Annotated in this window: 24 protein-coding genes and 3 tRNA genes; 14 read left to right on the top strand and 13 right to left on the bottom strand. The window is 70.8% G+C overall.

What is annotated here, in order from left to right:
* Nucleotides 1-156 precede the first annotated feature (156 nt).
* Nucleotides 157-708 (bottom strand): hypoxanthine phosphoribosyltransferase, encoded by a 552-nt coding sequence (gene hpt / locus DEI85_RS00720; protein ID WP_110858508.1) that lies wholly within the window; start codon nt 706-708, stop codon nt 157-159.
* 9 nt (nt 709-717) lie between these two features.
* Nucleotides 718-1,737, bottom strand: a complete 1,020-nt coding sequence (tilS, locus tag DEI85_RS00715) for a tRNA lysidine(34) synthetase TilS (protein WP_110858507.1) — start codon at nt 1,735-1,737, stop codon at nt 718-720.
* A gap of 64 nt (nt 1,738-1,801) precedes the next feature.
* On the opposite strand from tilS, the gene DEI85_RS00710 reads away from it, so the two are divergent.
* On the top strand, nt 1,802-2,293 hold the full coding sequence (locus DEI85_RS00710; protein WP_027467055.1) for an inorganic diphosphatase: 492 nt from the start codon (nt 1,802-1,804) through the stop codon (nt 2,291-2,293).
* Nucleotides 2,294-2,520: 227 nt separating this feature from the next.
* Here the strand turns inward: DEI85_RS00710 and DEI85_RS00705 are convergent, their stop codons facing one another.
* On the bottom strand, nt 2,521-3,975 hold the full coding sequence (locus DEI85_RS00705) for a C40 family peptidase (protein WP_111124390.1): 1,455 nt from the start codon (nt 3,973-3,975) through the stop codon (nt 2,521-2,523).
* A gap of 34 nt (nt 3,976-4,009) precedes the next feature.
* The gene (locus DEI85_RS00700) at nt 4,010-5,287 is read right to left on the bottom strand and encodes a M23 family metallopeptidase (protein WP_111124389.1); all 1,278 of its coding nucleotides are present in this window, start codon (nt 5,285-5,287) and stop codon (nt 4,010-4,012) included.
* Nucleotides 5,288-5,545: 258 nt separating this feature from the next.
* Here DEI85_RS00700 and DEI85_RS00695 point away from each other — a divergent pair.
* From DEI85_RS00695 to DEI85_RS00685, 3 genes are all read left to right on the top strand, one after another.
* A tRNA-Glu gene (locus DEI85_RS00695) sits at nt 5,546-5,618 on the top strand.
* A gap of 76 nt (nt 5,619-5,694) precedes the next feature.
* Nucleotides 5,695-5,771 (top strand) — tRNA-Asp (locus DEI85_RS00690).
* 1 nt (nt 5,772) lies between these two features.
* Nucleotides 5,773-5,845, top strand: a tRNA-Phe gene (locus tag DEI85_RS00685).
* Between the two features lie 198 nt (nt 5,846-6,043).
* Here DEI85_RS00685 and DEI85_RS00680 read toward each other — a convergent pair.
* Complete coding sequence (locus tag DEI85_RS00680; protein WP_071404504.1) at nt 6,044-7,054, bottom strand: aldo/keto reductase family protein; 1,011 nt, start codon at nt 7,052-7,054, stop codon at nt 6,044-6,046.
* 610 nt (nt 7,055-7,664) lie between these two features.
* On the opposite strand from DEI85_RS00680, the gene DEI85_RS00675 reads away from it, so the two are divergent.
* On the top strand, nt 7,665-8,657 hold the full coding sequence (locus DEI85_RS00675; RefSeq protein WP_110862874.1) for an NAD-dependent epimerase/dehydratase family protein: 993 nt from the start codon (nt 7,665-7,667) through the stop codon (nt 8,655-8,657).
* A 93-nt stretch (nt 8,658-8,750) separates the two neighbouring features.
* Here DEI85_RS00675 and rocD read toward each other — a convergent pair whose 3' ends face one another.
* Complete coding sequence (gene rocD, locus DEI85_RS00670) at nt 8,751-9,980, bottom strand: ornithine--oxo-acid transaminase (protein WP_111124388.1); 1,230 nt, start codon at nt 9,978-9,980, stop codon at nt 8,751-8,753.
* On the bottom strand, nt 9,980-10,888 hold the full coding sequence (ddaH, locus tag DEI85_RS00665; protein WP_110862872.1) for a dimethylargininase: 909 nt from the start codon (nt 10,886-10,888) through the stop codon (nt 9,980-9,982). The genes rocD and ddaH overlap by 1 nt, the downstream gene beginning before the upstream one ends.
* A gap of 246 nt (nt 10,889-11,134) precedes the next feature.
* On the opposite strand from ddaH, the gene DEI85_RS00660 reads away from it, so the two are divergent.
* Genes DEI85_RS00660 through DEI85_RS00645 form a run of 4 tightly spaced genes read left to right on the top strand, consistent with a single transcriptional unit; the run spans nt 11,135 to nt 13,558 of the window.
* Nucleotides 11,135-11,572 carry an Lrp/AsnC family transcriptional regulator gene (locus DEI85_RS00660; RefSeq protein WP_017887694.1) on the top strand — a complete coding sequence of 146 codons (438 nt, stop codon included), beginning with the start codon at nt 11,135-11,137 and terminating at the stop codon, nt 11,570-11,572.
* A gap of 10 nt (nt 11,573-11,582) precedes the next feature.
* Nucleotides 11,583-11,963 carry a hypothetical protein gene (locus DEI85_RS00655; RefSeq protein WP_111124387.1) on the top strand — a complete coding sequence of 127 codons (381 nt, stop codon included), beginning with the start codon at nt 11,583-11,585 and terminating at the stop codon, nt 11,961-11,963.
* A 3-nt stretch (nt 11,964-11,966) separates the two neighbouring features.
* A complete protein-coding gene (locus tag DEI85_RS00650) occupies nt 11,967-12,800 on the top strand; it encodes a nitroreductase family protein (RefSeq protein WP_110862870.1) in 834 nt (277 codons plus the stop codon).
* Complete coding sequence (locus DEI85_RS00645) at nt 12,797-13,558, top strand: YqjF family protein (protein WP_220038960.1); 762 nt, start codon at nt 12,797-12,799, stop codon at nt 13,556-13,558. The genes DEI85_RS00650 and DEI85_RS00645 overlap by 4 nt, the downstream gene beginning before the upstream one ends.
* On the opposite strand, the gene DEI85_RS00640 is transcribed toward DEI85_RS00645, so the two are convergent.
* Nucleotides 13,530-14,189, bottom strand: coding sequence for a hypothetical protein (locus DEI85_RS00640; RefSeq protein ID WP_111124386.1), 660 nt, complete (start codon nt 14,187-14,189; stop codon nt 13,530-13,532). The two genes, DEI85_RS00645 and DEI85_RS00640, sit on opposite strands and share 29 nt — an antisense overlap.
* 99 nt (nt 14,190-14,288) lie before the next feature.
* Here DEI85_RS00640 and DEI85_RS00635 point away from each other — a divergent pair, with 99 nt between their 5' ends.
* Genes DEI85_RS00635 through DEI85_RS00620 form a run of 4 tightly spaced genes read left to right on the top strand, consistent with a single transcriptional unit; the run spans nt 14,289 to nt 16,418 of the window.
* Complete coding sequence (locus DEI85_RS00635; protein WP_027467045.1) at nt 14,289-15,284, top strand: SDR family oxidoreductase; 996 nt, start codon at nt 14,289-14,291, stop codon at nt 15,282-15,284.
* A 17-nt stretch (nt 15,285-15,301) separates the two neighbouring features.
* A complete protein-coding gene (locus tag DEI85_RS00630; RefSeq protein ID WP_111124385.1) occupies nt 15,302-15,634 on the top strand; it encodes a hypothetical protein in 333 nt (110 codons plus the stop codon).
* A 33-nt stretch (nt 15,635-15,667) separates the two neighbouring features.
* Nucleotides 15,668-16,210 (top strand): dihydrofolate reductase family protein, encoded by a 543-nt coding sequence (locus DEI85_RS00625; RefSeq protein WP_111124384.1) that lies wholly within the window; start codon nt 15,668-15,670, stop codon nt 16,208-16,210.
* Nucleotides 16,211-16,220: 10 nt separating this feature from the next.
* Nucleotides 16,221-16,418 carry a hypothetical protein gene (locus tag DEI85_RS00620; protein ID WP_110862867.1) on the top strand — a complete coding sequence of 66 codons (198 nt, stop codon included), beginning with the start codon at nt 16,221-16,223 and terminating at the stop codon, nt 16,416-16,418.
* A gap of 93 nt (nt 16,419-16,511) precedes the next feature.
* Here the strand turns inward: DEI85_RS00620 and DEI85_RS00615 are convergent, their stop codons facing one another.
* The gene (locus DEI85_RS00615) at nt 16,512-20,081 is read right to left on the bottom strand and encodes a proline dehydrogenase family protein (RefSeq protein WP_111124383.1); all 3,570 of its coding nucleotides are present in this window, start codon (nt 20,079-20,081) and stop codon (nt 16,512-16,514) included.
* Nucleotides 20,082-20,209: 128 nt separating this feature from the next.
* Between DEI85_RS00615 and DEI85_RS00610 the strand changes: the two genes are divergently transcribed.
* Complete coding sequence (locus DEI85_RS00610) at nt 20,210-20,689, top strand: MarR family winged helix-turn-helix transcriptional regulator (protein WP_146249053.1); 480 nt, start codon at nt 20,210-20,212, stop codon at nt 20,687-20,689.
* Here the strand turns inward: DEI85_RS00610 and DEI85_RS00605 are convergent.
* The 4 genes from DEI85_RS00605 to DEI85_RS00590 are packed head-to-tail and all read right to left on the bottom strand — an operon-like array spanning nt 20,686 to nt 23,732.
* Nucleotides 20,686-21,408, bottom strand: a complete 723-nt coding sequence (locus tag DEI85_RS00605; protein ID WP_111124381.1) for an anti-sigma factor family protein — start codon at nt 21,406-21,408, stop codon at nt 20,686-20,688. The genes DEI85_RS00610 and DEI85_RS00605 overlap by 4 nt on opposite strands.
* On the bottom strand, nt 21,405-21,920 hold the full coding sequence (locus DEI85_RS00600; RefSeq protein ID WP_110862864.1) for a sigma-70 family RNA polymerase sigma factor: 516 nt from the start codon (nt 21,918-21,920) through the stop codon (nt 21,405-21,407). The genes DEI85_RS00605 and DEI85_RS00600 overlap by 4 nt, the downstream gene beginning before the upstream one ends.
* Nucleotides 21,917-22,606 carry a YceI family protein gene (locus tag DEI85_RS00595; protein ID WP_111124380.1) on the bottom strand — a complete coding sequence of 230 codons (690 nt, stop codon included), beginning with the start codon at nt 22,604-22,606 and terminating at the stop codon, nt 21,917-21,919. The genes DEI85_RS00600 and DEI85_RS00595 overlap by 4 nt, the downstream gene beginning before the upstream one ends.
* Before the next feature lie 43 nt (nt 22,607-22,649).
* Nucleotides 22,650-23,732, bottom strand: a complete 1,083-nt coding sequence (locus DEI85_RS00590) for a TerC family protein (protein ID WP_111124379.1) — start codon at nt 23,730-23,732, stop codon at nt 22,650-22,652.
* Nucleotides 23,733-23,791 lie beyond the last annotated feature (59 nt).

Here is a 23,791-nt window from a genome sequence, read left to right as displayed (position 1 = left end):
GATCCGGGCGCGAGTGCCCGACACCTTTCTCTGCCGAAGTTGCGTGCAGGTCAGCATACGGCCGCGATTCTGTGGCGAGAATGGGTGTCCTCTGCGGGCGAACTCACCCCCGGGCCAGAGTCGGCCGAGTGCGACCCGAGCGCGGCGGGCCGCCCGTCAGGAGTAGACGTGCGGAGCGAGGACGCCGACGCCGCGCAGGTTGCGGTAGCGCTCGTCGTAGTCCAGGCCGTAGCCGACCACGAAGGCGTCGGGGATGTCGAAGCCGACGTACTTCACGTCGACCTCGACCTTGGCGGCCTCGGGCTTGCGCAGCAGGGCGACGATCTCGACGCTCGCGGCACCACGGGACTGCAGGTTCTGCTTGAGCCACGACAGGGTCAGACCGGAGTCGATGATGTCCTCGACGATCAGGACGTCGCGTCCGTGCAGGTCGGTGTCCAGGTCCTTGAGGATCCGCACCACACCGGACGACTTCGTGCCGGAGCCGTACGACGACACCGCCATCCAGTCCATCCGCGCCTGCATCTTGAGGTGGCGCGAGAAGTCCGCCATCACCATGACGGCACCCTTGAGCACCCCGACGAGCAGCGGGTCGCGGCCCGCGTAGTCGGTGTCGACGACCGCCGCGAGCTCGGCGAGCTTCTCGTCGATCTGCTCGGGGGTGAAGAGCACTTCGGACAGGTCTGCCTGGACGTCGGAGAGTTCCACCACGCCAGCCTAACCGGCGCTGAACTCGATGCGGTCGCCGGTCCGCGTGGCACGGACGCCCGGCAGGTCGATCGGGCCCTGTCCGCTCCAGTCCGTGACCAGCCGGCAGACCTCGAGCGTCTGCAGGCGCGACAGCGTCACCCCGAACTCGCTCTCCACCGCCAGGCGTACGAGTCGCTGCCGGAGGGCCGGCGGGTTCGCCCCGAGTGCCCGCACCGACAGCGAGATGCCCGCCTCGGAGTGCTCGGCGATGTCCTCGGCGATCTCCTCGGCGAAGTGGTCGAGGGCGGCGGAGTCCTCGCGCAGCTGGTCGGCCGTGCGGGCCAGGGCCTCGGGCACCCCGGCACCGAGCTCACGTTCGAGCACCGGGAGCAGGGTGTTCCGCACGCGCACCCGTGCGTACGCGGGGTCGTCGTTCTGCGGGTCGTGCCACGGCGCCAGCCCCGCTGCGGCGCACGCCTGCCGGGTCGTGTGGCGCCGGACCGACAGGAGCGGCCGGCCGTACGCCGGGCCGCCGTCGCGTCGGGCGAGCGGCTGCATGCCGGACAGGCTGTCCGGCCCGCTGCCGCGCAGCAGGCCGAGCAGCACCGTCTCGGCCTGGTCGTCCAGGGTGTGGCCCAGCAGCACGAGGGGTGACCCGGTGGCGGCCGCGACCTCGGCGATCGACGCGTGGCGGGCCTCCCGGGCGGCGCCTTCCGGACCACCGTCGGAGCCGACCGTGACCCTGCGGACCGTCACCGGGTCGAGTCCCAGCTCGGATGCCTGCCGGGAGGCGCGGCTCGCGACCGCCTCGGAACCCGCCTGGAGCGCGTGGTCGACGACCACTGCCCCGGCCCGGAGACCCTGCTTGCCCGCTTCGAACGCGGTGGCCGCCGCCAGGGCGAGGGAGTCCGGTCCACCGCTCAGTGCGACGAGGACCAGGTCGCCTGCGGCGACCACACCGTCGTCGACGGCTGCGGCGAGCAGGTCTCGGACCGCCAGGCGGGTCTCGGCGACGGCGGGGTCGAGCCGGGGACGCGGAGAGTTCACCCGGTAACGTTAGCCGCGCTTTCGCAACACACGACAGTCCCCGAAGCAGACACAGGAGCGCAACATGGCCGCGTACGACGTCGTCGTCGAGATCCCCAAGGGCAGCCGCAACAAGTACGAGGTGGACCACGAGACCGGTCGCGTCTACCTCGACCGCGTGCTGTTCACCTCGTTCGTCTACCCCACCGACTACGGGTTCTTCGAGAAGACCCTGGCCGACGACGGTGACCCCGTGGACGCGCTGCTGCTGCTCGAGTTCCCGACGTTCCCCGGCGTCGGCGTCAAGGTCCGCCCCGTCGGCGTCTTCAAGATGAGCGACGAGGCCGGCAACGACGAGAAGGTCCTCGTCGTCCCCGCCAAGGACCCGCGCTGGGCACACATCCAGGACATCTCGGACGTGCCGGAGCAGACGAAGGCCGAGATCGCGCACTTCTTCGAGCGCTACAAGGACCTCGAGCCGAACAAGTGGGTCAAGGCCGAGGGCTGGGGCGACGCCGCCGAGGCCGAGCGCATCGTGCAGGCCGGTCAGGCCGCGTACGTGCCCGGCTCGCACTGACGATCCCCTGACGACGAACGGCGCCCGCTCTCCATCCGGAGGGCGGGCGCCGTTCTGTGGTGTGCGGGGCGCACGGGGCGCGCGGGGCGCGCGGGGCGGGGCGGGGCGCACCTGGTGGGGGCATACCTGGTGGAAACGGGCGCACCTGGTGCTTTGATCCGTGCAGGTACGCCCGATCTCGCTTGCTACCGCAGCCGCTCTGGGAAAGAACGGGCACCGAGAGCGGGCTACAGGGAACCGCTCGGGCGGGCGACGTACGGCATGAGCTGGTTCGGCAGCCAGATCGCGCGCTCGACGACGCCGACGCCGGGGCGCGCGGCCTCGACCATCGTGCCGTAGCTCGTCACGATCGAGTCGTGGTACGCCCCCGACGCCGTGCCGTTCGACGAGTAGAACAGGATGTCGCCGGGCTGGCGCTGGGACAGCGGGACGAGGCGGCCGATCGACTTGAAGTAGTTGTACTGCCAGACGACGTTGTGGCCGCCGGTCGCGATGCCCTGCGAGCTGTAGGCCATCATCACGAGGCCGGAGCAGTCCCAGGTGTTCGGGCCGGCGCCGCCGAGGACGTACGCCTTGCCGAGCTGACCGCGGGCGTAGGAGATCGCGCCGGCGGCCTTCGAGGGGCTGCTCGGGGCCGGTGCGGGGGCAGGGGCTGGCGCGGGAGCAGGTGCCGGGGCGGGTGCCGGCTTGCTCGGCGTGCTGGGGGTGCTCGGCTTGCTCGGGGTGCTCGGCTTCGCGGGGGTGCCGGGGTTCGACGGGGTGCTCGGCTTGGACGGCGTGCTCGGGACGGCCGGGGTGGAGGTCCCGCCGCCGGTGCTGCCGGTGCCGCCGGTGCTGCCGGTGTTGCCGGTGTTGCCCCCGCTCGTGCCCCCGCCGGTGGCGTTCCCGGTGCCGGCGTCGCCCGTCTGCTTGGCGATGGCGGCCGCGGCGGCCTTCGCCTGCTGCGCGCTCCAGTACGCGGTCTCGGTCGCGACGCTCGTGCCCTTCAGGTACGCGAGCTGGCGCAGCACCTCGGCCTGCTGGTCCTGTTCCTTCTGCACCCGGGCCTGGGCGCCTGCGGCCACGTCGTTGGCCGTCGCGAAGGTGGTCTTCGTCGCCTCGGTCGCCTTGCTCAGGGCCTTCTCGGCAGCGGACTGCTGGGCCGCCAGGGACTCGACGGTCTTCTGGTCGGCGCGTGCCTCGGCCAGGACGGTCGCGGAGCGCTCGGACAGGTGCGACATCGTGCCGACGCGGTAGAGCAGGTCCTTCGAGTCCGACGAGTCCATGAGCATCGTCGTCGACAGGTCACCGCCGCCCGTGCGGGACAGCTCGACCACGAGCCCGGCGACCTGGCCGGCCGAGTCGTCCGCCCGGTCCTTCGCACGCTTCGACTGCGCGGACAGGTCGGCGAGGGTGTCCTCGGCCTCCTGCTGCTGCGACGCCGCCAGGGCGTACGCCTGCCCGGCCTGCTGCTCGGCGACACCGGCCTGGTCGGCGGCGTCCTGCAGCGTGCCGAGCCGGTCGCTCAGCTCATCGACCGTCTGCTGGGCATCGGCCGCGTTGGACTTGGCGGCCTTGACGTCGTCCCAGGACGGACCCGACGGCGCGGCCTGGGCCGGTCCGGCGATGACGACCGACAGGCCGATACCGAGCACGGCGATGGTCGCGATCCCGCAGGAGAACGAGCGAGCGGAGGTGGTCATGACGTGGAACGACTCGTTCTGGCGGCGCTGATGCTCATACCGAGATCCCCCGCGCTGCCATGAAGGGGACCGGGTCGACGGCAGCGCCGTTGATCCGGGTCTCGAAGTGGAGGTGGCACCCGGTCGACCAGCCGGTCGAGCCGATCTTGGCGATCTGCTGCCCCGCGGTGACGTGCTGGCCGGCGGTGACCATGATCCCGCCGTCGACGACGTGGCCGTAGGCGGTGGAGATGCCCCCGCCGTTGTCGAGGATGACCTCGTTGCCGTACCCGCCACCGTTGCCGGCGAAGGTGACGGTGCCGTCGTGTGCCGCGTAGATCGGGGCGTAGCAGGCCGGGGCCAGGTCGACGCCGGCATGCAGGGCGCTGACGTGCGTGTAGGGGTCGACGCGGTAGCCGTAGGGACTGGTCTGGTACCCGCCGGCGGGTCGGACCCACCCGGACGCGTTCGCGGTGCCGCCGCCCGTGCCGCCCTGGCTGGTCGCCGCCGCCTTGGCTGCTGCCTTCGCGGCGGCTGCGGCGAGCCGGGCCTGGCGTGCCTTCTCGGCGGCGACGCCCTTGCGGTAGTCGGCCTCGACGCCGCGCTGCTTCGAGGTGAGGGCGGTCAGCTGCGCCTCGAGCCGGGACTCGTTGTCGTTCTGGGCGTCCACCGCGGTCTGTGCGGCGTCGGCGGCACCCTGGGCCTGCTGCATCTTCGACTGTGCTGCGTCGGCGAGGTCCCCGAGGGCCTGCTTGGCGCGGTCGGCCTTGTCGGCGAGGCCCTGGGCCACACCGCGGTCCTGCGAGGCCTGCGCGTAGATGCCCTCGGATTGCTCGCTGAGCTTCGACATCGCGCCGAGTTCGTAGAGCAGGTCGCCGGAATCGGACGGGTGCGTGAGGATGTCGGTCGTCACGTCGTTGGCGCTGGCCCGACCGAGCTGCGCGGCGAGCTGACCGGCCTGCGCTTCGGACCGCGCGGCGGTCTGTTCGGCCTCGTCGGCCTGGGACTGCAGCGACTTCTGCTTGAGCGTCGCCTCGTCGTACTTGCCCTGCGCGGCCTGGTACGCCTCGCCCGCGGCCTGCGCGGCCTTCTGCTTGGCAGCCGCCTCGCTCTTCAGCGACGAGATGAGCGACTTGATCTCGCTGACCTTGGCCTGCTGGGCGCTGGTCGACGACCTCGCCTGCTCCACCTCGTCCCAGCTGGGGTAGCTCGCAGCGCTGGCGGACGACGTCGGGGCGAGGGCCGCGAGCGTACCGGCCGTGAGCGCGACGGCGACCGCGGCGGCGATCAGGCGGCTGCGGGTGCGGAGGGAAAAGGGAGTGGAGGTCGACATGTATCTCGATTTCGTAACAGCGCGGCAAGGCTCACGCACGTAACACTGTTAACAAGTGCAACAGTAACAACACGGGTCGCAGGCTCGACAGCCCCTCGGACGAGGGGTGCGGCCGCCGACGATGCTCGCACCGACAGCATCGGAGACCCGTGCGCTGACGGCGCGACACGCCGGGGATGCACGGTTGGCGGGGTCGGATTTGTGAAACCCGGGGGGCATCCGTATGCTTGTCCATCGGTAGCGCGATGCACTGCTTGCGGCCCTATCGTTTAGTGGCCTAGGACACCGCCCTTTCACGGCGGCAGCACGGGTTCGAATCCCGTTGGGGTCACTCCTTGAGTGAGCGAGCAAGTAGTACTGAACAACACCACAGCAAGACACAACACGCAGTACCCACAACACAACATGGCCCTGTAGCGCAGCTGGTTAGCGTGCCGCCCTGTCACGGCGGAGGTCGCGGGTTCAAGTCCCGTCAGGGTCGCCACGGCTGGATAGCTCAGTTGGTAGAGCGTTCGACTGAAAATCGAAAGGTCCACGGATCGATGCCGTGTCCAGCCACCGGTGAAGGCCCCCTGCTTCGGCAGGGGGCCTTTTCCGTTGTCTGAGCGGTGTGGCGTTGATCGCCGTGCACAACCAAAGTCACCCGAAACCACGCAGCAGCGCAGCTCCGGGTGACTTTCGTTGTGCGGCTCGCGTTTGCGCCGGGTCGACGACGGCCTGGAGGCACGGGTCGCCTCCGCACGTCGGCTTCTTCGGCTAGGCCTCGCGGGTCTTCGGGCTGCTGTCGTTCGTCTTCGCGGGGTCGCGCTCGACCACGGCGCCCAGGGCATCGTCGATCCGCGACATGAGCTCCGCCGGGATCGTGACGCCGGCAGCGCCCGCGTTGTCGTGCACCTGCTCCGGACGCGAGGCCCCGATGATCGCCGAGGCGACGTTCTCGTTCTGCAGGACCCAGGCGACCGCGAGCTGCGCCATCGACAGGTTGAGCTCGTCGGCGACCGGCTGCAGCTCCTGCACCGAGGACAGCACCTCGTCGCGCATGAACCGCTTGATCATGTCCGCGCCACCCTTGTCGTCGGTCGCGCGGGAACCCTCGGGCAGCGGCTGGCCCGGCTTGTACTTGCCGGTGAGCACACCCTGGGCAATCGGGGACCAGACGATCTGCGAGATGCCGAGTTCCTTCGAGGTGGGGACGACCTCGTCCTCGATGACCCGCCAGAGCGCCGAGTACTGCGGCTGGTTCGAGATGAGCTGGAAGCCGAGGTCCTTCGCGAGCGCAGCACCCGCACGCAGCTGGTCCGCGGTCCACTCGCTGACGCCGACGTACAGGACCTTGCCCTGGCGCACGATGTCCGCGAAGGCCTGCATCGTCTCTTCGAGCGGGGTCTCGTGGTCGTAGCGGTGCGCCTGGTACAGGTCGACGTAGTCCGTCTGCAGCCGCTGCAGCGAGCCGTCGATCGACTCGAGGATGTGCTTGCGGGACAGCCCGGTGTCGTTGTGGCCCTTCGGACCCGTCGGTCCGAAGACCTTCGTGGCGATCTCGAGGGACTGGCGCCGCTCCCCCTTGAGCGCTTCGCCGAGGACCGTCTCCGCGCCGGTGTTGGCGTAGACGTCGGCGGTGTCGAACGTCGAGATGCCGACCTCGAGGGCGGCCTTGACGCAGGCGATCGCCGCGTCGTTCTCGACCTGGGAGGCGTGGGTGAGCCAATTGCCGTAGGTGATCTCGGAGACCTTGAGGCCCGAGTTGCCGAGGTAGCGGTACTCCATGTGCGTGTCACTCCTGTCGTGGGGCGCGTCGGTGCGACCCGAACCGTGACGGTAGTCGCGCCGCCCCCAGGAGCACTCGGCCAGCAAGCGGACTCCTGTACGCTGAAGTGTCAGATGCGAAAGCCCAAGACGAAACCCCGGCGATGTGGCCTGCGGAACGCTGCAGACCTGCAGCTCCGCGCTTGGGCAACTGCTCGTCGCCCGGGCTCATCCTGGCTCGACGTCGTTCCCCTCGACGCACAAGGCAAGAACGATCTGGTCGTCGCGCGAAGGCGTGCCACGCGAGGGGGGAAACGAGCAGAGGTGCACGGGCGAGTCGTCGCCGAACTGAGCTTCGGGTTCTGGCGGTACCTGTTCGGGTCTCGCTACCCGACGGCCTTGTGGCACCAGCACTCCACCGCGCGTTCCCACACGGCCCAGCGGATGCGCTGACTCGGCGGTCCCACGACTACGCGATCGAACTGCTCGGATGGATGCACCCCGGCGCCGCGGCTTGGGCACAGGACGTGACGATGCTCGGCACGGTGCTCGATGCCCGACCCAGCATCTGAGGGGCAGGATCGAAAGGGTTGCGGCACAGAGCGGTGTCGCCGGAAGCGAGGGAGCATCCATGACCGGAGCGAGCGTGTTGTTCATCGGCGGGAGCGGCGTCATCAGCGCCGCCTGCGTCCGGGAAGCCGTCGAGCAGGGGTTCGACGTGACCGTGCTCAACCGGGGGACCACCGGGGGCAGGCCGATCCCGGAGGGTGTGACGCGCCTCCAGGCCGACGTGTCGGACCGCAGCGCACTGGCGGACGCACTCGGCGACCAGCGCTTCGACGTGGTCGTGAACTGGATCGCCTTCACGCCGGACCAGGTGCAGGCCGACGTCGACTTCTTCGCGGGGCGGACGCGGCAGTACGTGTTCATCAGCTCGGCCTCGGCGTACCAGACGCCGGCGACGCACCTGCCGATCACGGAGTCGACACCGCTGAAGAACCCGTACTGGCAGTACTCACGCGACAAGATCGCGTGCGAGGAACTGCTGATGGAGGCGTACAGGGAGCAGGACTTCCCGGTGACGATCGTGCGGCCGTCGCACACCTACGACGAGACGAAGCTGCCGCTGACCGGCGGGTGGACCGCTGTCGCTCGGATGCGCGCCGGCAAGCCGATCATCATCACCGGCGACGGCACCTCGCTGTGGACCCTGACCCACAGCCGTGACTTCGCGGTCGGGTTCACCGGACTGCTCGACCGGGCCGAGGCGATCGGTGAGCCCTTCACGATCACGAGCGACGAGGCGCCGACCTGGAACGCCATCGCGCACGAGATCGCGGCGGCGGCCGGAGTCGAGGACCTGCGGATCGTGCACGTGCCGGCGGATGCCATCGCCGCCGCGGACGCGGAGTGGGGCGCGGCGCTGCTCGGCGACAAGGCGAACAGCTCGGTGTTCGACAACAGCAAGGTCCGGTCGCTCGTGCCGTGGTACCGGCCGCGCACGACCTACCGGCAGGGTGTGCGCGAGGTCATCGCCTGGTACGAGGCGCACCCCGAGGAGCAGGTCGTCGACGAGCGGCTCGATGCCCTGATGGACGAGCTGGCGGCCCGCTGGGCGGTGTGAGCCGCGGCGGCGCTCGCGAGACACCGGTGTTCGCGCTCCGCACCGCGGGATGCGGGGGTTCAACGCGCGAACACCGGTGTCTTGCGGATCGGATCAGGCGCGCGCCGTCAGGACGTCAGCCAGGGTTCCGATCGCGAAGCGCACCTCGTCGTCGGTGACGACCAGGGGCGGCGCGAAGCGGATCGTCGACCCGTGGGTGTCCTTCACCAGGAGCCCGCGGTCGGCGAGGTCCTTCGCGATCGCCTTGCCGGTGCCGAGCGCGGGGTCGATGTCGATCCCCGCCCAGAGTCCGGCGACCCGGTGCGAGACGACACCCTTGCCGAGCAGGTCGTCGAGCAGGCCGCGCAACAGCGGTTCGCCGTCGAGTGCCCGCTGCTGGAACGTGCCCTCCCCGAGCATCGCCACGACCTCGGCGCCGACGGCTGCGGCGAGCGGGTTGCCGCCGAAGGTCGACCCGTGCTCGCCGGGACGCAGGACGCCCAGGACATCGCGCGAGCCCACCACCGCGGACACCGGCACGATGCCCCCGCCGAGGGCCTTGCCGAGCGTGATGAGGTCGGGACGCACCCCGACGCGCTGCACCGCGAGCGTGTGCCCCGTGCGACCGAGGCCGGACTGGATCTCGTCGGCGATGAACAGCGCACCGAACTCGTCGCAGACTGCGCGGACGTCAGGAAGGTAGGACTCCGGCGGGATGACCACGCCACCCTCGCCCTGGATCGGTTCGAGCAGCACGGCGACGACGGTCTCGTCCATCGCCTCGCGCAGAGCCGCAGCGTCGCCGTACGGCACCGTGCGGAACCCCGGTGTGTACGGCCCGAAGTCATCATGGGCCGAGGGGTCGTCGGAGAACGAGATGATCGTCGTCGTGCGGCCGTGGAAGTTGCCGGACGCCACGATGATCGTCGCCCGCTCGGCCGGCACGCCCTTGACGCGGTAGCCCCAGGCGCGGGACACCTTGATCGCGGACTCGACGGCCTCGGCACCGGTGTTCATCGGCAGGACCATCTCGGTCTCCGTCAACGCCGCCAGTGCTGCCGCGAACGGCCCGAGCTGGTCGTTGACGAATGCCCGGCTGGTCAGCGTCACGCGGTCGAGCTGCGCCCGTGCGGCGTCGAGCAGCCGCGGGTTGCCGTGGCCGAAGTTCACCGCCGAGTACGCGGCGAGGCCGTCCAGGTACTGCTTGCCGTCGACGTCGGTGACGGTCGCTCCGGCACCCGACGCGATGACGACGGGCAGCGGGCTGTAGTTGTGCGCGAGGGCGCGGTCCTCGACGGCGAGCGCCGCCGCGGTGTTGACCCCGAGCGACGCTGCCGCCGACATCAGCTGACCCCGAGCGAACGCGCGACCGAGGTGCCGGTGCCGACCGGGTGCAGGTCGAGGGTGCAGCACTTCACGCCGCCACCGCCGAGCAGCAGCTCGGAGAGGTCGACGCCGATCGGGTTGTAGCCCTTCTCCTTCAGCTGCGACGCGAACGTGGTCGCCCGGGCGGCGATCACGACGTTGTACCCGTCGGAGTACGAGTTCAGGCCGAGGATCGCGGCGTCTTCTTCGGTCGCGATGATCGCGTCCGGGAAGCGCTCGCGCAGGATCGCCAGCGACGGCTCGTCGAAGGCACTCTCCAGGTAGGCGATGTTGCTCGTCCCGTCGACGGAGGGCTCGGGGTCGAGCACGGCGATGGCGGTGTCGAGGTGGTAGAAGCTCGGGTTGATGAGCTTGAGCGTGACGACCTCGCGGCCGTAGATCTTCGCGAGCTCGTCGTGCGAGGTGCTGTCCGACCGGAACCCGGTGCCGGCGAAGATGGTGTCCCCGATGAGCAGGAAGTCACCCTCGCCCTCGTTGGTCTGCTCCGGCTCGGCGACGGTCAGGCCCGCCTGGCGGAACCAGTCCATGTAGGCGGGGCCCTCGGGCTGGCGCTCCGGGTACTGGAACTTCGCGCCGTACGCGATGCCGTCGAGGACGAAGCCGCCGTTGGCCGCGTAGACCATGTCCGGCAGGCCGTCGATGGGGTCGATGTACGAGATATCGAAGCCGAGCTGCTCGTAGACCGCGACGAGCGACTCCCACTGCTCGACGGCCTTCGACGTGTCGGTCGGCTCCTCCGGGTGCATCCACGGGTTGATCCGGTAGCTCACGGTGTAGAAGTCCGGCTTGCACATCAGGATCGTGCGCTTGGTGGCGACACGGGCCGGGGTGGCGACGGACTCGGGGGCGGGTGCGGTGTTCGACATCAGTCCTCCTGGAAGGGACCGGGGCCCGAGCCTGCCAGGAACCGAAACGGAACGAGGGGAAGAGCTCCGGTGAGATGCAGGCTCACTCACCGCAGCGGACCAGGTCGACGCCACTCCGAAGTCTGGCATGAACCGTCCGACGAGTGCAGTCCCCCGCCTGCGGGACCGTGGCACCCGTTCGGGTGACGCACGTTTCGTGCGCGAGACCCACCGGGCTCGCAACAAGTCCGCGTACGATAGGGACAAATGGATACGCTCGACCACCGCATCCTGGATCAGCTCCGGGACAACGCCCGCGCCGGCTACGGCGACATCGGGTCGGTGGTCGGACTCTCGGCCTCGGCCGTCAAGCGCCGCGTCGACCGGCTGGTCGGTGACGGCGTCATCCAGGGCTTCACGATCAAGGTCGACCCCGCCGTCGAGGACCGCGGCACCGAGGCCTGGGTCGAGCTCTACTGCCGCGGCACCGTCTCGCCCGACGAGCTGCGTGCCCTGCTCGACACCGTCCCCGAGGTCATCGACGCCGGCACGGTCACCGGCAGCGCCGACGCCGTCGTGCACATGCGCTCGAAGGACCTGTCCGCGCTCGAAGAGGCGCTCGACAAGGTCCGCCTCGCACCCCAGGTCGACCACACCCGCTCCGCGATCGTGCTCTCCAAGCTCGTCAGTCGAGAGACCGCGTAACGTCCCACTCATGGGACGGAAGACGGTCTGGAGGCGCGGCTCGGCACCCACGGGATCGCGCCCGGGCCGGCAGCTGGTCACCGCTGCGAGCGTCGCCTACGTCGCGAACTGCCTGTGGGGCACCGCGGTCGCCGTGCGGCTGATCCGCACGAAGAAGCTCCGTGTCGTGCACCACGGGCTGTTCGTCGTGACCGCCACCCTGACCGGCGTCGCCGCGACCACCCCCGTGTGGACGCGCGACCGCACCGCACTGTTCCTGCTGCCGGCACTCGTGCCCCTGGCGGTCGCTCCACGCACGAACCCGCGCTCCGGAGCACACTGGAGGGTCGCGGTCGCCGCCGCACCGTCCTACCTGGGGGCCGTGCTCGCACGCAGGCGATCAGAGAGGTGAGCAGTGGAGCTGTTCGAGGCCATCCGACGACGACGCACGACGAACGGGCCGTTCCTGCCCGACCCGGTGTCGGACGAGCACCAGCGGCTGCTCATGGAGCTCGCCGGCCGGGCACCGTCGCAGCTCAACAGCCAGCCGTGGCGCTTCGTGCTGATCGAGGAACGCCGGACGATCGACCGCGTCGCCGAGATCAGCGGCAGCTCGATGACCCGCACGATGGCCGAGGGCACGTTCTTCGAGCGGTACAAGCCGTACTTCCGGTTCTCGAAGGCCGAGATGGACGAGCGACGCGACGGCATGCTGTTCGACAAGCTCCCCGGGCCGCTGCGGCCGTTCACGAAGCAGGTGTTCACGAAGCGCGGGCAGCTGCTCATGAACACGCTCCGGGTGCCGCAGACCCTGGGTGAGGAGAACCGGAAGCTCGTCGCCGGGTCGCCGCTGCTGCTCGGCGTGATGCTCGACCGCCACGAGTACCGGAAGGAGGAGCTGTCCGGCTTCTACTCGGTGTTCAGCATGGGCGCGGCGATGGAGAACATCTGGCTCGCGACGACCGAGCTCGGCCTGGGGATCCAGTTCGTGTCCTTCCCGATGGAGACCCCCGGCGCGTGGGAGGAGATCGAGGGACTGCTCCGCGTCCCCGAGTCGCTCGAGCTGATGGCCGTCTACCGGATCGGGTACCTGCCCCCGGAACGACGACGGCCGGCCATCGACTGGACGTCGAGCGAGCGGAAGCGTCCCTCGCAGTACGTGTTCCGCGGCACCTGCGACACCCCGCAGCAGGGGTGGGACGACGCACCCGTCGCAGCCCACATCGAACCGGAGGCGACCACATCGTGACCGACACCCGACCCGCCCAGAGCGCTCCGAGCCTCCAGGCCGTCGCCCCCGCCCTGCCGGGCCGCCCCTGGATCTCGCAGGACTGGCTCGACGTCGTCTTCGTGCACTGGCGCGTCGACGTGTCGGCGGTGGCCCCGTTGCTGCCGGCCGGCACCCGGCCCGACACGATGGCACTCGACGGCACCGACGACGGGGTGACCACCTGGGTGGGCCTCATCGCGTTCCGGTTCGAGGACACCCGGTTCCCGCCGTTCTCGACCGGGAGCATCGGCGACTTCGTCGAGCTGAACGTCCGCGTCTACACGGTCGACGAGCAGGGGCGGCGCGGGGTCGTGTTCCTGTCGCTCGACGCCGGCAAGCTCCTGCCGACCATCGGCGCACGCGTCGCGACCGGCCTGCCGTACCGGTGGGCGATCGCGGAGTCGCGCAGCGGTGACGGCCGCGTGGGGTACGCGATGCGTCGGCACGGCACCCACCTGCGGTCGATGCTCGACGTGCGCGTGGGCGAGGTACTCGACGAGCCGGGGCCGCTCGAGACGTTCCTGACGGCGCGGTGGGGCATGCACGTGCACCGGGCGGGGCGGACGCGGTTCTGGCCGAACGAGCACGAGTCGTGGCCGTTGCACCGGGCCTCGGTGGTGTCGCTGCGGGACGACCTGGTCGGGGCCGCCGGGTTGCCCTTCGGGCTGACCGAGCTCGAGCCGGACTCGGTGCTCTACTCGCCGGGGGTCACGACGCGGTTCGGTCGGGGGCGCTGAGGGCGGGACTCCGGCTGGTCTCGCGGGCCCGGGCCGCTGCCCGGAACTGGTGGACGGCCAGCAGCGCCGAGAACAGTGCCGTGACGCCACCGGCGATCCAGGCGGCCCGCAGGGACTCCGGCACGCTCTCCACCGTGAGTCCGGTGACGGCGAGTGCCGCGCACGCGACGGCGACGACCGCTGCAGCCCACGCGGCCACGATGTGGTCGAGCCGGGGTACCGCGCGTGCGGTCGTGTACAGCATCACCGCAGCGCCCACCCCGACCAAGATGCCGATCCGGGACCCGACCAGGGTGGTCGTCAGGGCGACGACGGTGGCGGCCGATGCGCCGACGAGCACACGCGTGACGTGGCACCGCCACGAGGCGTCGCGGTTCTGCTCGTCGTACGCGTGCCGACCCGTCACGAACAGGGCAACGGCACCGACGGTCGTCACCACCGCGGCGGACACCCCGACGACGAGCGCCAACGCACCACCGAAGGCGATGCCGAGGGCGACGTGCGCGGCGGCGAGGAGCAGGGCGAGGACCGGGTACAGCCAGACCTCGAGCGGCCGGGTCGGTGTGTTGAGCTCCCAACCGGGCGGCGCCTCCTCTGCGGCGTCGTCGGTATCGGGGTCTCGGGTCTCCACCTGGCCATGATGTCCGATCGGTGCGTGCGTCGTTCGGAACGGCAACTTCGGGGGACAGCGGCTGAGTGGTGCACGGTCGGCCGCAGGTACAAGGGAGCCATGACTCGAGTGGCAGTGGTGACCGGTGGATCCGCAGGACTGGGACGGGCGACGGTCCGGGAGCTCGCCGCACGGGGGTGGGACGTGGCCGTCCTGGCCCGCGGGCAGGAGGGCGTCGACGCGGCGGTCGCCGAGGTCGAGGCCGCCGGGCGACGCGGGCTGGCCCTGGTCGCCGACGTCTCCGACCGCGACGCCGTCGAGGCCGCGGCCGACCGGGTCGAGCGGGAGCTCGGACCGATCGACCTGTGGGTGAACGGCGTGATGGTCGGAGTGTTCGGGAAGTTCCTCGACACCGCACCGGAGGACTTCGAGCGGGCGCTGCACGTGACCTACCTCGGCTTCGTGAACGGCACCCGGTCGGCGCTGTCGCGGATGGTCCCCCGCGGTCGTGGGCACGTGATCCAGGTCGGTTCGGCGCTCGGGTTCCGCGGGATCCCCCTGCAGGCCGCGTACTGCGGTGCGAAGCACGCGATCGTCGGGTTCACCGAGTCCGTCGTCTCCGAACTGCGCGAACAGGGCAGCAAGGTCAAGGTGTCCCGCGTGGACATGCCGGCGCTCAACACGATCCAGTTCCAGTGGGTGAAGTCGAAGCTGCCGCACCACCCGCAGCCGGTCGCCCCGATCTACCAGCCCGAGGTCGGTGCCCGGGCCATCGCCGCCGTGGCCGAGCGGCCGCGGAGCCGCACCTGGGTGGGCGAGTCCACCGTCTACACGATCCTCGGCAACCGGATCAGCGGGCGCTTCGCCGACTGGTACGCCGCCAAGACCCTGGTGGACGGGCAGCAGGCACCCGACAAGGACGGCCTCGAGATGCGGGACAACCTGTACGAGCCGGTGCCGGGCGACCACGGTGCGCACGGGGTCTTCGACGAGTCAGCGCACGCGTGGTCGCCGCAGACCTGGTGGGTGGAGCACCGCCGGGTCGGCAACGGCATCATCGGGGCCGTGCTCGGTGCCGCCGGGGCCGCTGCACTCGTCGCGGGACGCCGACGATGAGCCGCCGGTCGTCTGCCGTGAACGGGGCAGCCGTCGTCGAGTTGGCCCGCGCCGGCCTCGGCCTGTGGCACCTGAGCCGTGCGGCCCGAGGGTACGACCAGGCGGTGCTGCACGGCGTGCTCGGGGTCCGGCAGGTCGCACAGGCCACCCTCGTCGCGCGGGCCGGGTCCGGCAACGCGCACACCCTGAGCGCGGTCGTGGACGCCCTGCACGGTGCGACGATGGTGCCGTTGGCCGTCGCCGATCCCCGTCGACGCCGGTTCGCGCTCGGCCAGCTCTGGATCGCAGCGCTGCTCGCGGTCGCCGAGGCAGCGGTCGTCGGTCGCGGCGGTCGCGGCCGTCGTCGCTGACTCCTGTCGGGGGTGCTCGGTAGCGTCCCCGGCATGAGCACGATCTACTCCGTCGCGTCCTCGCTGGACGGCTTCGTCGCTGCGACCGACGACGACCTCGACTGGCTGCTGCAGTTCGGTTTCGAGCCGTTCCAGGAGCACCACGATCGGTTCTTCGCCGGTGTCGGGGCGATCGCGATGGGGTCGACGACGTACGAGTGGCTGCTCGAGCACGACGACACGTGGGCGTACCCGGACCTGGCGACGTGGGTGTTCACGACCCGAGACCTGCCGGTGCCCGACGGCGTCGATGTGCGCTTCGTCTCCGGCGAGGTCGGTGACCACCAGGCCGATCTCGAGCGCGAGGCCGACGGGCGCGACGTCTGGGTCGTCGGCGGCGGACTGCTCGCGGCGCAGTACCAGCAGGCGGGCATCCTCGACGAGCTGCGGGTCACCGTGATGCCGGTCGCGCTCGGCGGCGGAGCACCCCTGCTGCCGGTCGCCGCACCGACCCGGGTGTTCGAGCTCGTCGGCACCACGCAGTTCGACGGCGGGGCGGTCGAACTCCACTACCGTTCCGCAGCAACCGCGGCGTAGCGTCCGGAGCATGAGCGACAACGAGCAGACCGAGCCCGTCATGGACGGTGCCACCGATGCGACGAACCACGAGAAGCTGCAGGGCCTGATCGAGCAGGTCGACCACGACCACGCGGGTGAAGGTGCCGGCGTGATGGCAGACCACCTGCGGGACCGCATGGACGAGACCGGCGTCGAGGACGAAGACGCGGGTGACGCCGAGGACTGATCCTCGGGTCACTTCGTGAGCAGAAGAGGTCGGGTCCCGTTCGGGTACCCGACCTCTTCTGCTCACGAAGCGGAACGCACGAAGCGGAAGTGCCTAGACGCGCAGCTCGGAGAAGTCGCTGTCGACGTCGCCGAACCGGTGCGCGGTGATCGACACCGACTGCTCGCGCAGGTACGGCAGCATCTCGATCACGCCGGCCTCGACCACGGGGCCGCCGTGGATCGCGACGTCGATGCTCGCACCCAGGGCTTCTTCGAGGGCGAGGGGGTCACCACCGAGCAACCGGATCCGGGCACCGGGACCACCGAACGCCGTGTGGGCCGGCCGGTCCTGCCCCTGGGACAACACGGCCTCGAGCGCGTCGACGGGCTGGTCGTCCTGGCCGCTGGACCAGTCAGCTTGGAACACGGCCCCCGACGACGCGCGGGCGTGGAACTCCTGGTCGGACTCGACCAGGTGGTCGACGACGTCGAGCGGGGACCGGTTCGATGCGAGCAGCTGCGTGAGCGGGCCGGGCAGCGGCCGAGCCGTGCTGAGCAGGATGTGCGCACGTGCCGAGGTCGCGGCGACGAGCGTCCGGACGAGGTCCACGGTCGAGGCGTCCTCGGCCTGGCGCACGATGACGGACTGGGGCCGGTGGCGCAGCACGTTCCGCTGCACCACGAGCCCGGACAGGTCCCGCGAACGGAAGAGCGTCTCTCGTGCGCGCACGTCGCTCAGGGCCCCGGCGCGGACACGGTCGAACTCCTCGAACGACAGCCCGCTGCGTGCGGCCTCGATCACCGCGGTGACGCGCGGGGGCAGGCCGTGCAGCTGGATGCTCTTGTGCACCGTGCGGGACGTGGGCAGCCACCGGCCGAGCGTCGCGACGTACATGGGGCCGCCGGCCTTGGTGCCGGTACCGACCGAGGAACCCTTCCAGCCGCCGAACGGCTGGCGCCCCACGACGGCACCGGTGATGCCGCGGTTGACCGACAGGTTGCCGGCGCGGACCCGGGCCAGCCACTCGGACACCTCGTCGACGTCGAGCGAGTGGATGCCCGCCGTCAGCCCGAAGTCGGTGCCGTTCTGGATGGCGATCGCCTGGTCGAGGGTCTCGGCGCGCATGATGCCGAGCACCGGGCCGGAGTACTCGGTCTGGTGGAAGTCACTGCCGGGGCGGACGCCGTCTCGGATACCCGGCGACCAGAGCCGGCCGGAGTCGTCGACCGCCTCGGGCTGCACGAGCCAGGACTCCCCCGGCCCGAGCTCGGTCAGACCCTGGCGGAGCTTGCCCTGCGGTTCGGCGATGAGCGGGCCGACCTGCGCCGTGGGGTCGTCGGGCCACGCGACCCGGAGCGTGCGGGTGGCGTCGACGAGCTGCCGTTGGAAGCGCTCGCTCTCACCCACCGACCCGACCAGGATCACGAGGGACGCCGCCGAGCACTGCTGTCCGGCGTGCCCGAAGGCGGACTGCACGATGTCCTGCACCGCCAGGTCGAGGTCGGCGCTCGGCGTGACGACGATGGCGTTCTTGCCGCTCGTCTCGGCGGTGAGCGGCAGCCCGGCTCGCCACCAGCGGAACGAGCGGGCGGTGTCGGACGAGCCGGTCAGGATGATGCGGTCGACCGTGGGGTGGCCGATGAGGTCGCGGCCGAGTTCGTCCTCGGCCAGGTCGACGAGCTGCAGCAGCGAGTGCGGCACCCCGGCGTCCCAGAGCACGTCGGCGAGCACGGCACCGGAGCGCTTCGCCTCGGGCGCGGGCTTGAGCACGACACCGCTGCCCGCGGCGAGCGCCGCCAGCACGCCACCGGCGGGGATCGCGACGGGGGAGCTCCACGGAGGTACCACGACGGTCAGCCGCGGCGGCACGTACTGCGCGCCCTCGATGTCCCCGAGGCGGCGGGCGCTCTCGGCGTAGTAGTGGGCGGCGTCGACGGCCTCGGTCACCTCGGTGTCGGCCTCGGCGAAGGTCTTGCCGGTCTCGGCGGCCATCACCTCGATCAGGTCGGCTCGGCGGGTCTCGAGTTCGTGCCCGATGAGGTCGAGGAGCTCGGCACGGTCGGACGGGTCCTGCCGCCCCCAGTTCACGCCGGCCTGGGCGGTCCGCGCCATGATCCGCTCGAGCTTGGACCGGTCGGCGACCTTCGCGCCGCGGATGGTCTGCGCGCCGAGCTGCGAGCGCGGCACCCGGCGCAGGACGTCGAGCGCCCAGGACCGGTTCGCGGCGACGGACGGGTCGGTGTCGGGGGCGTTGCGGAACGCGTCGCGCAGGACCGGTTCGCCGAGGGCACGGTGGCGGTCCTGCGTGCGGTGGCTGGCGGGGACGGGCTCGTCGAGTGCGGCGACGGACGCCAGGAACCGGCCGTGCTCCCGCTCGAACACGCTGGCGTCGTGATCGATGTCGGCTGCGGCGGCGATGAAGTTCTCGGGGCTCGCGCTCTCCTGCAGGCGACGGGCGAGGTACGCGATGGCCGAGTCGAACTCGTCCGGTTGCACCACGGGCGTGTAGAGCAGGATCTGCCCGACGTCGGCCCGGACGGCCTGGGCGTGGGCGGACGCCATGCCGAGCAGCATCTCGACGTCGACGGCGTCGGTGACCCCGCGGCGCTGCGCGAGCACCCACGCGGTGGCGAGGTCGAACAGGTTGTGCCCGGCGACCCCGATCCGCACGGCGTCGGTGCGCTCGGGCGTCAGTGCGGTGTCGAGCATCCGGAGGTAGGCGGTGTCGGTCTCGCGCTTGCTGCCCCAGGTGGCGAGGGGCCACCCGTGCAGGATCGCGTCGACGTGCTCCATGGCGAGGTTCGCGCCCTTGACGAGCCGCACCGTGATCGGGGCACCGCCGCGCGCCCGGCGTTCCTGCGCCCACTCGGTCAGCGTCTCGAGCGCTCCCGCGGCGTCGGGCAGGTAGGCCTGCAGCACGATGCCGGCCTGCAGGTCGGCGAACTCGTCGCGGTCGAGCAGCGCCCGGAACACGGCGAGGGTGACGTCGAGGTCGCTGTACTCCTCGATGTCGAGGTTGATGAACTTGGCCGGGCGTCCGGAAGCCGTCGGCGCCGCGGCCAGGCGGTAGAGCGGGACGAGCCGGTCGACGACGCGCTCGACCGTCTGGTCGAAGGCCCACGGCGACGTCTGCGGCACGACGGAGCTCACCTTGATCGACACGTGGTCGACGTCGTCGCGGGCGAGCAGGTCCATCGTGCCCTGCAGGCGTCGGTCGCTCTCGGCGCTGCCGAGGACGGCTTCGCCGAGCAGGTTCACGTTCAGTCGCGTACCCGGACCGCGGACCCTGGCGAGGGCCGGGCCGAGCTTGCTCGTGCTCGCGTCGATGACCAGGTGCCCGGTCATCCGGCGCAGGATCCGGCGCGCGGTCGGGATCACGGCCCACGGCGCCATGGTGGCGAACCCACCGCCGAGCGTCACCGCCCCGCGCAGGTACCAGGCGAGGAAGTCGGGGACGTCACGGCTCAGCTGCTCGAGGTTCCGTGCCGCCACCCGGGGGTCCTCGGGGCGGATGACCTTGTCCACGAAACCCCGGGTGAAGTCGAGGCCCTGCTCGTCGCGCAGGACCTCGGCCAGACGGGCCGCACCAGGGTCGGGCTTCACCCCGGCGGACGCCGCCAGCCACCGGCGCACGAGCGCGACGGCGTCATCGGTGGTGTCCTGGAGGCGAGCACTCGGCATCCCCCGATCGTATGCCGCACGTCCGACGCGACCTCGGAGCACGCCGTGCGTCGACCAGGAGTCATCCGAGCGGATGAAAGGGGTCGCTGCGCGGTCCGACCGTCCGCCCGGTGGATACGCTGGTCGGCATGTCGACGGAGGGCAACGGTGGCCACGACTGGGCCACCTGGGACGCGTACCACGACGTCTGGCGACGACTCGACCGGGCGCTCGACCAGGCCGTCCAGGCGGGCGCCGGCATCTCCGTCCCCGAGTTCGAGATCCTGATCGGCCTGCACCGCGACCCCGACCACCGTCTGCGCGTCCGGGACATCGCCGCGGGCATCGGCTGGGAGAAGTCGCGCGTCAGTCACCAGGTGACGCGGATGGTCTCCCGCGGCCTGGTCGAGCGGGCGGACTGCCCGAGCGACGCCCGCGGCAGCTGGGTGGTGATGACCGCGGACGGCCGTCGCGCGGTGCTCGCCGGCATCCGCGCGCACACCGGTGCGCTCGAGGACCTGTTCTGGAGGCCCGTGGGGGCCGACGCCGAGACGCTGCGGTCCGTCAGTGCGCGCGTCCAGGACGCCATCGGCCCCGACGACGCACCGGACGAGGCCGACGTCGGCTAGAGCGTGACGACGGCGAGCGCGCCGCGCTCACCGCGCAGCCGGACCTGCACGCTCTTGATCTCGTCCCGCGGGATGTCCGTCGATGCCGACAGCCCTCGTGCGTCCGCGCCGGCGGCCGTCCACGACCCCACCGTCTGGGTCGTGCCGTCGGTCCGGACGACGACGAGGTCGTAGAGGATCGACCCGTCCGGCGACCACTCCTTGCCGCCGTACGAGCACCCCCAGTCGAAGCGGGTGCCCCACTGCTCGCCGCTGATGGCGAGCTGGACGTCGAGTCCTTGCACGCCGGTCATGTCGTAGCGGTCGGCGGTGGCAGCTGCCGTCGGAGCGGCACCGGCCTGCACCGTGGTGCGCTCCCCCGCGGCGCCGACCGCGAGCCCGCCCAGGACGGCGGCCACCACCGCGAGTCCGGCGGTGGTGGCGACCCAGACCCGGCGACGGCGGCGACGGTGTCGGACGCGGTGCGCGACGGAGGCGAGGTCGCTCTCGGATCGGGTGTCGGGCCTCCCGTGGGGTTCTGCGATCTCGATCGCCTGGTCGGCCGGCAGCTTTCCGAGCAGACCCGGCAGACCGACCAGCTCGGCGACGGCGGCCGCACAGCGGTCGCACGTCTCGAGGTGCCGTTCGTACTCCAGCCGTTCACTGGACGGGAGCGACCCCAGGACGTAGGCGGCATCCCACTCCACGTACTCGTCGTGGGCTGCCTTGTCGTCGCTCATCGGGTCACTCCTCGTTCCTGCAGTGCGAGCCGGAGGGCTCGCAGCCCGTAGTGCAACCGCGACTTGGCGGTGCCCTCCGGGATGTCGTGTCGTCGTGCGATCTCCGGCACCGTGTGCCCGAGCCAGTACGCGTCCACCACCACGCGGCGGTGGTCCGGGGTCAGCGACGCGAGTGCGTCGGCGACCACGATCCGGTCCAGCACGGCGTCCGTGCTGTCCGACTCGATCCGTTCGACCTGGTGCTCGGTGCCGTGCTCGCGGCGGTTGCGCGCCGACCGTGCGTCGTCGACCACCAGGTTGCGCGCCACCGTGAAGAGCCACGCCCGCGCGCTGTCGGGTGCCCGTTCGAGCACGGCCGGACGCTGCCAGGCGCGGACCATCGTCTCCTGCACGACGTCCTCGACGCTCGAGCCGTCCCGCGTGAGGTGCCGGACGTACCGCGTGAGCGCGTCACCGTGCTCGCGGTACAGCGTCGCGAGCAGCTCGTCCGCGGAACGACTCGTCACGGTCACTTCCCGAGGTCGAGGGAGAACTCGACGGAGCCCTTCCCGTCCACGGTGACGAAGCCGAGCGACGGGGCCTTCACGCCGTAGTCGGCGAAGGTGATCGGCACGGTGCCGGCGACCTGGACGGTGCCACCATCGCCGACCGCGACCTGCGCGTCGGCCGTGACCGGCTTCTCGACGCCGTGCAGGTCCATCGTGCCGGTCAGGGTGACGTCCTGCGTGGAGCCGTCGAGCGCCTTCGTGACGTCGACGGGCTTCGTGAGCTCGAACGTCGCCGTGGGGTACTCGTCGGTCTGCAGCGCGGTGGAGCGGAAGTACTCGTCGCGGGCGGCTTCGGGGGTGCTGATCTTGCCGACCTGGACGGTGACGGTCGCCTGGGTGAGGGAACCGCCGTCGATGACGGCGGTGCCCTTGACGTCCTTCGTGCGACCGACCACGTCCACATCATTCCCCTGCAGGACCTCGTGCACCCGGTACCCGGCGTACGAGCTGCTCTTGCTGGTCCAGGTGCCGTCGGCGTCCTTCGCATCGAGGGTGCCGGACGAGGACGCCGACAGCGAGGGTGCTGCGGCGGCCTGGCCGTTGACGGTGTTCGCGTAGATGACCGGGCCGGCGATGACGGCTGCTGCCGCCACGACGACGACGCCGGCGGAGATCCCGATGATGACCTTGGTTCGTTTGCGGAGTGCCATACCCTCAACGACGAGGCAGCCGGGCGGATCGTTCAAACGGGTGTCAGTCGGACGTGCGGGCGCGGTCCTGGTCTGCTCGGTCCTGGTCGGCCCGGTCGTCGTCGATCGCTGCGTCGTCCGCCGCTGTGTCGTCCGCGGTCACGGCGTCGGCGGCGGCGGGGGTCTCCCCGCGCATCCGGACGAGGCTCGCCAGCGTCGACACGGCCATCGCGGCGACGATCACCAGCAGGGACACCCACGTGTTGATCTCCGGCGCCCACTCGATGTGGTGGCCGCCGTTCAGGAACGGCAGCTCGTTGTCGTGCAGCGCGTGCAGCACGAGCTTCACGCCGATGAAGGCCAGGATCACGGCGATGCCGTACTTCAGGTAGACCAGACGCTCGAGCAGTCCGCCCAGCAGGAAGTAGAGCTGGCGCAGGCCCATCAGCGCGAAGACGTTCGCGGTGAACACGATGAAGGGGCTCTCGGTGATGCCGAAGATCGCCGGGATCGAGTCGAGCGCGAACAGCAGGTCGGTGGTGCCGATCGCGATGAGCACGATGAGCAGCGGCGTGAAGTGCCGGACACCGTCGTGGTGGGTGCGGAACTTCATGCCGTCGTACGTGTCGGTGAGACGGACCCGGCGGCGCAGCAGCCGGACGATGAAGGTGTCCTTCTGCTCGTCCTCGTCCTCGCCGCGGAGCTGCTGGATCGCCGTCCAGATCAGCCAGGCGCCGAAGATGTAGAAGATCCACGAGAAGTTCTCGATGAGCTGCGCACCGACCAGGATGAAGATCCCGCGGAGCACGAGCGCGATGATGATGCCGAGCAGCAGCACCTCTTGTTGGATCTTCTTCGGCACCGAGAAGCGCGCCATGATGATGACGAACACGAACAGGTTGTCGATGCTCAGGCTGTACTCGGTCAGCCAGCCCGCCAGGAACTGCCCGGCGGAGTCGCCACCGGCGAAGACCAGCATGAGCACCGCGAAGATCAGCGCCAGCCCGACGTAGATGCCCACCCAGACGCCGGATTCGCGCAGCGTCGGCACGTGCGGGCGACGCGCGACGATGAGCAGGTCGGCGAGCAGGATCGCGACCAGGGCGATCATCGAGCCGACTTCGAACACGACGGGGAGCTCGGGCATGCGGAGCCTTCCTTGCTGGTGGTGGGGCGGGTGGCTTCGTGAGCGACCCGCACCAGTCT

This window comes from Curtobacterium sp. MCBD17_026, from assembly GCF_003234895.2.
Classification (GTDB): domain Bacteria; phylum Actinomycetota; class Actinomycetes; order Actinomycetales; family Microbacteriaceae; genus Curtobacterium; species Curtobacterium flaccumfaciens.
Note: the sequence above shows the minus strand (reverse complement) of the source record. Positions and strands in the feature narration are given on the sequence as shown.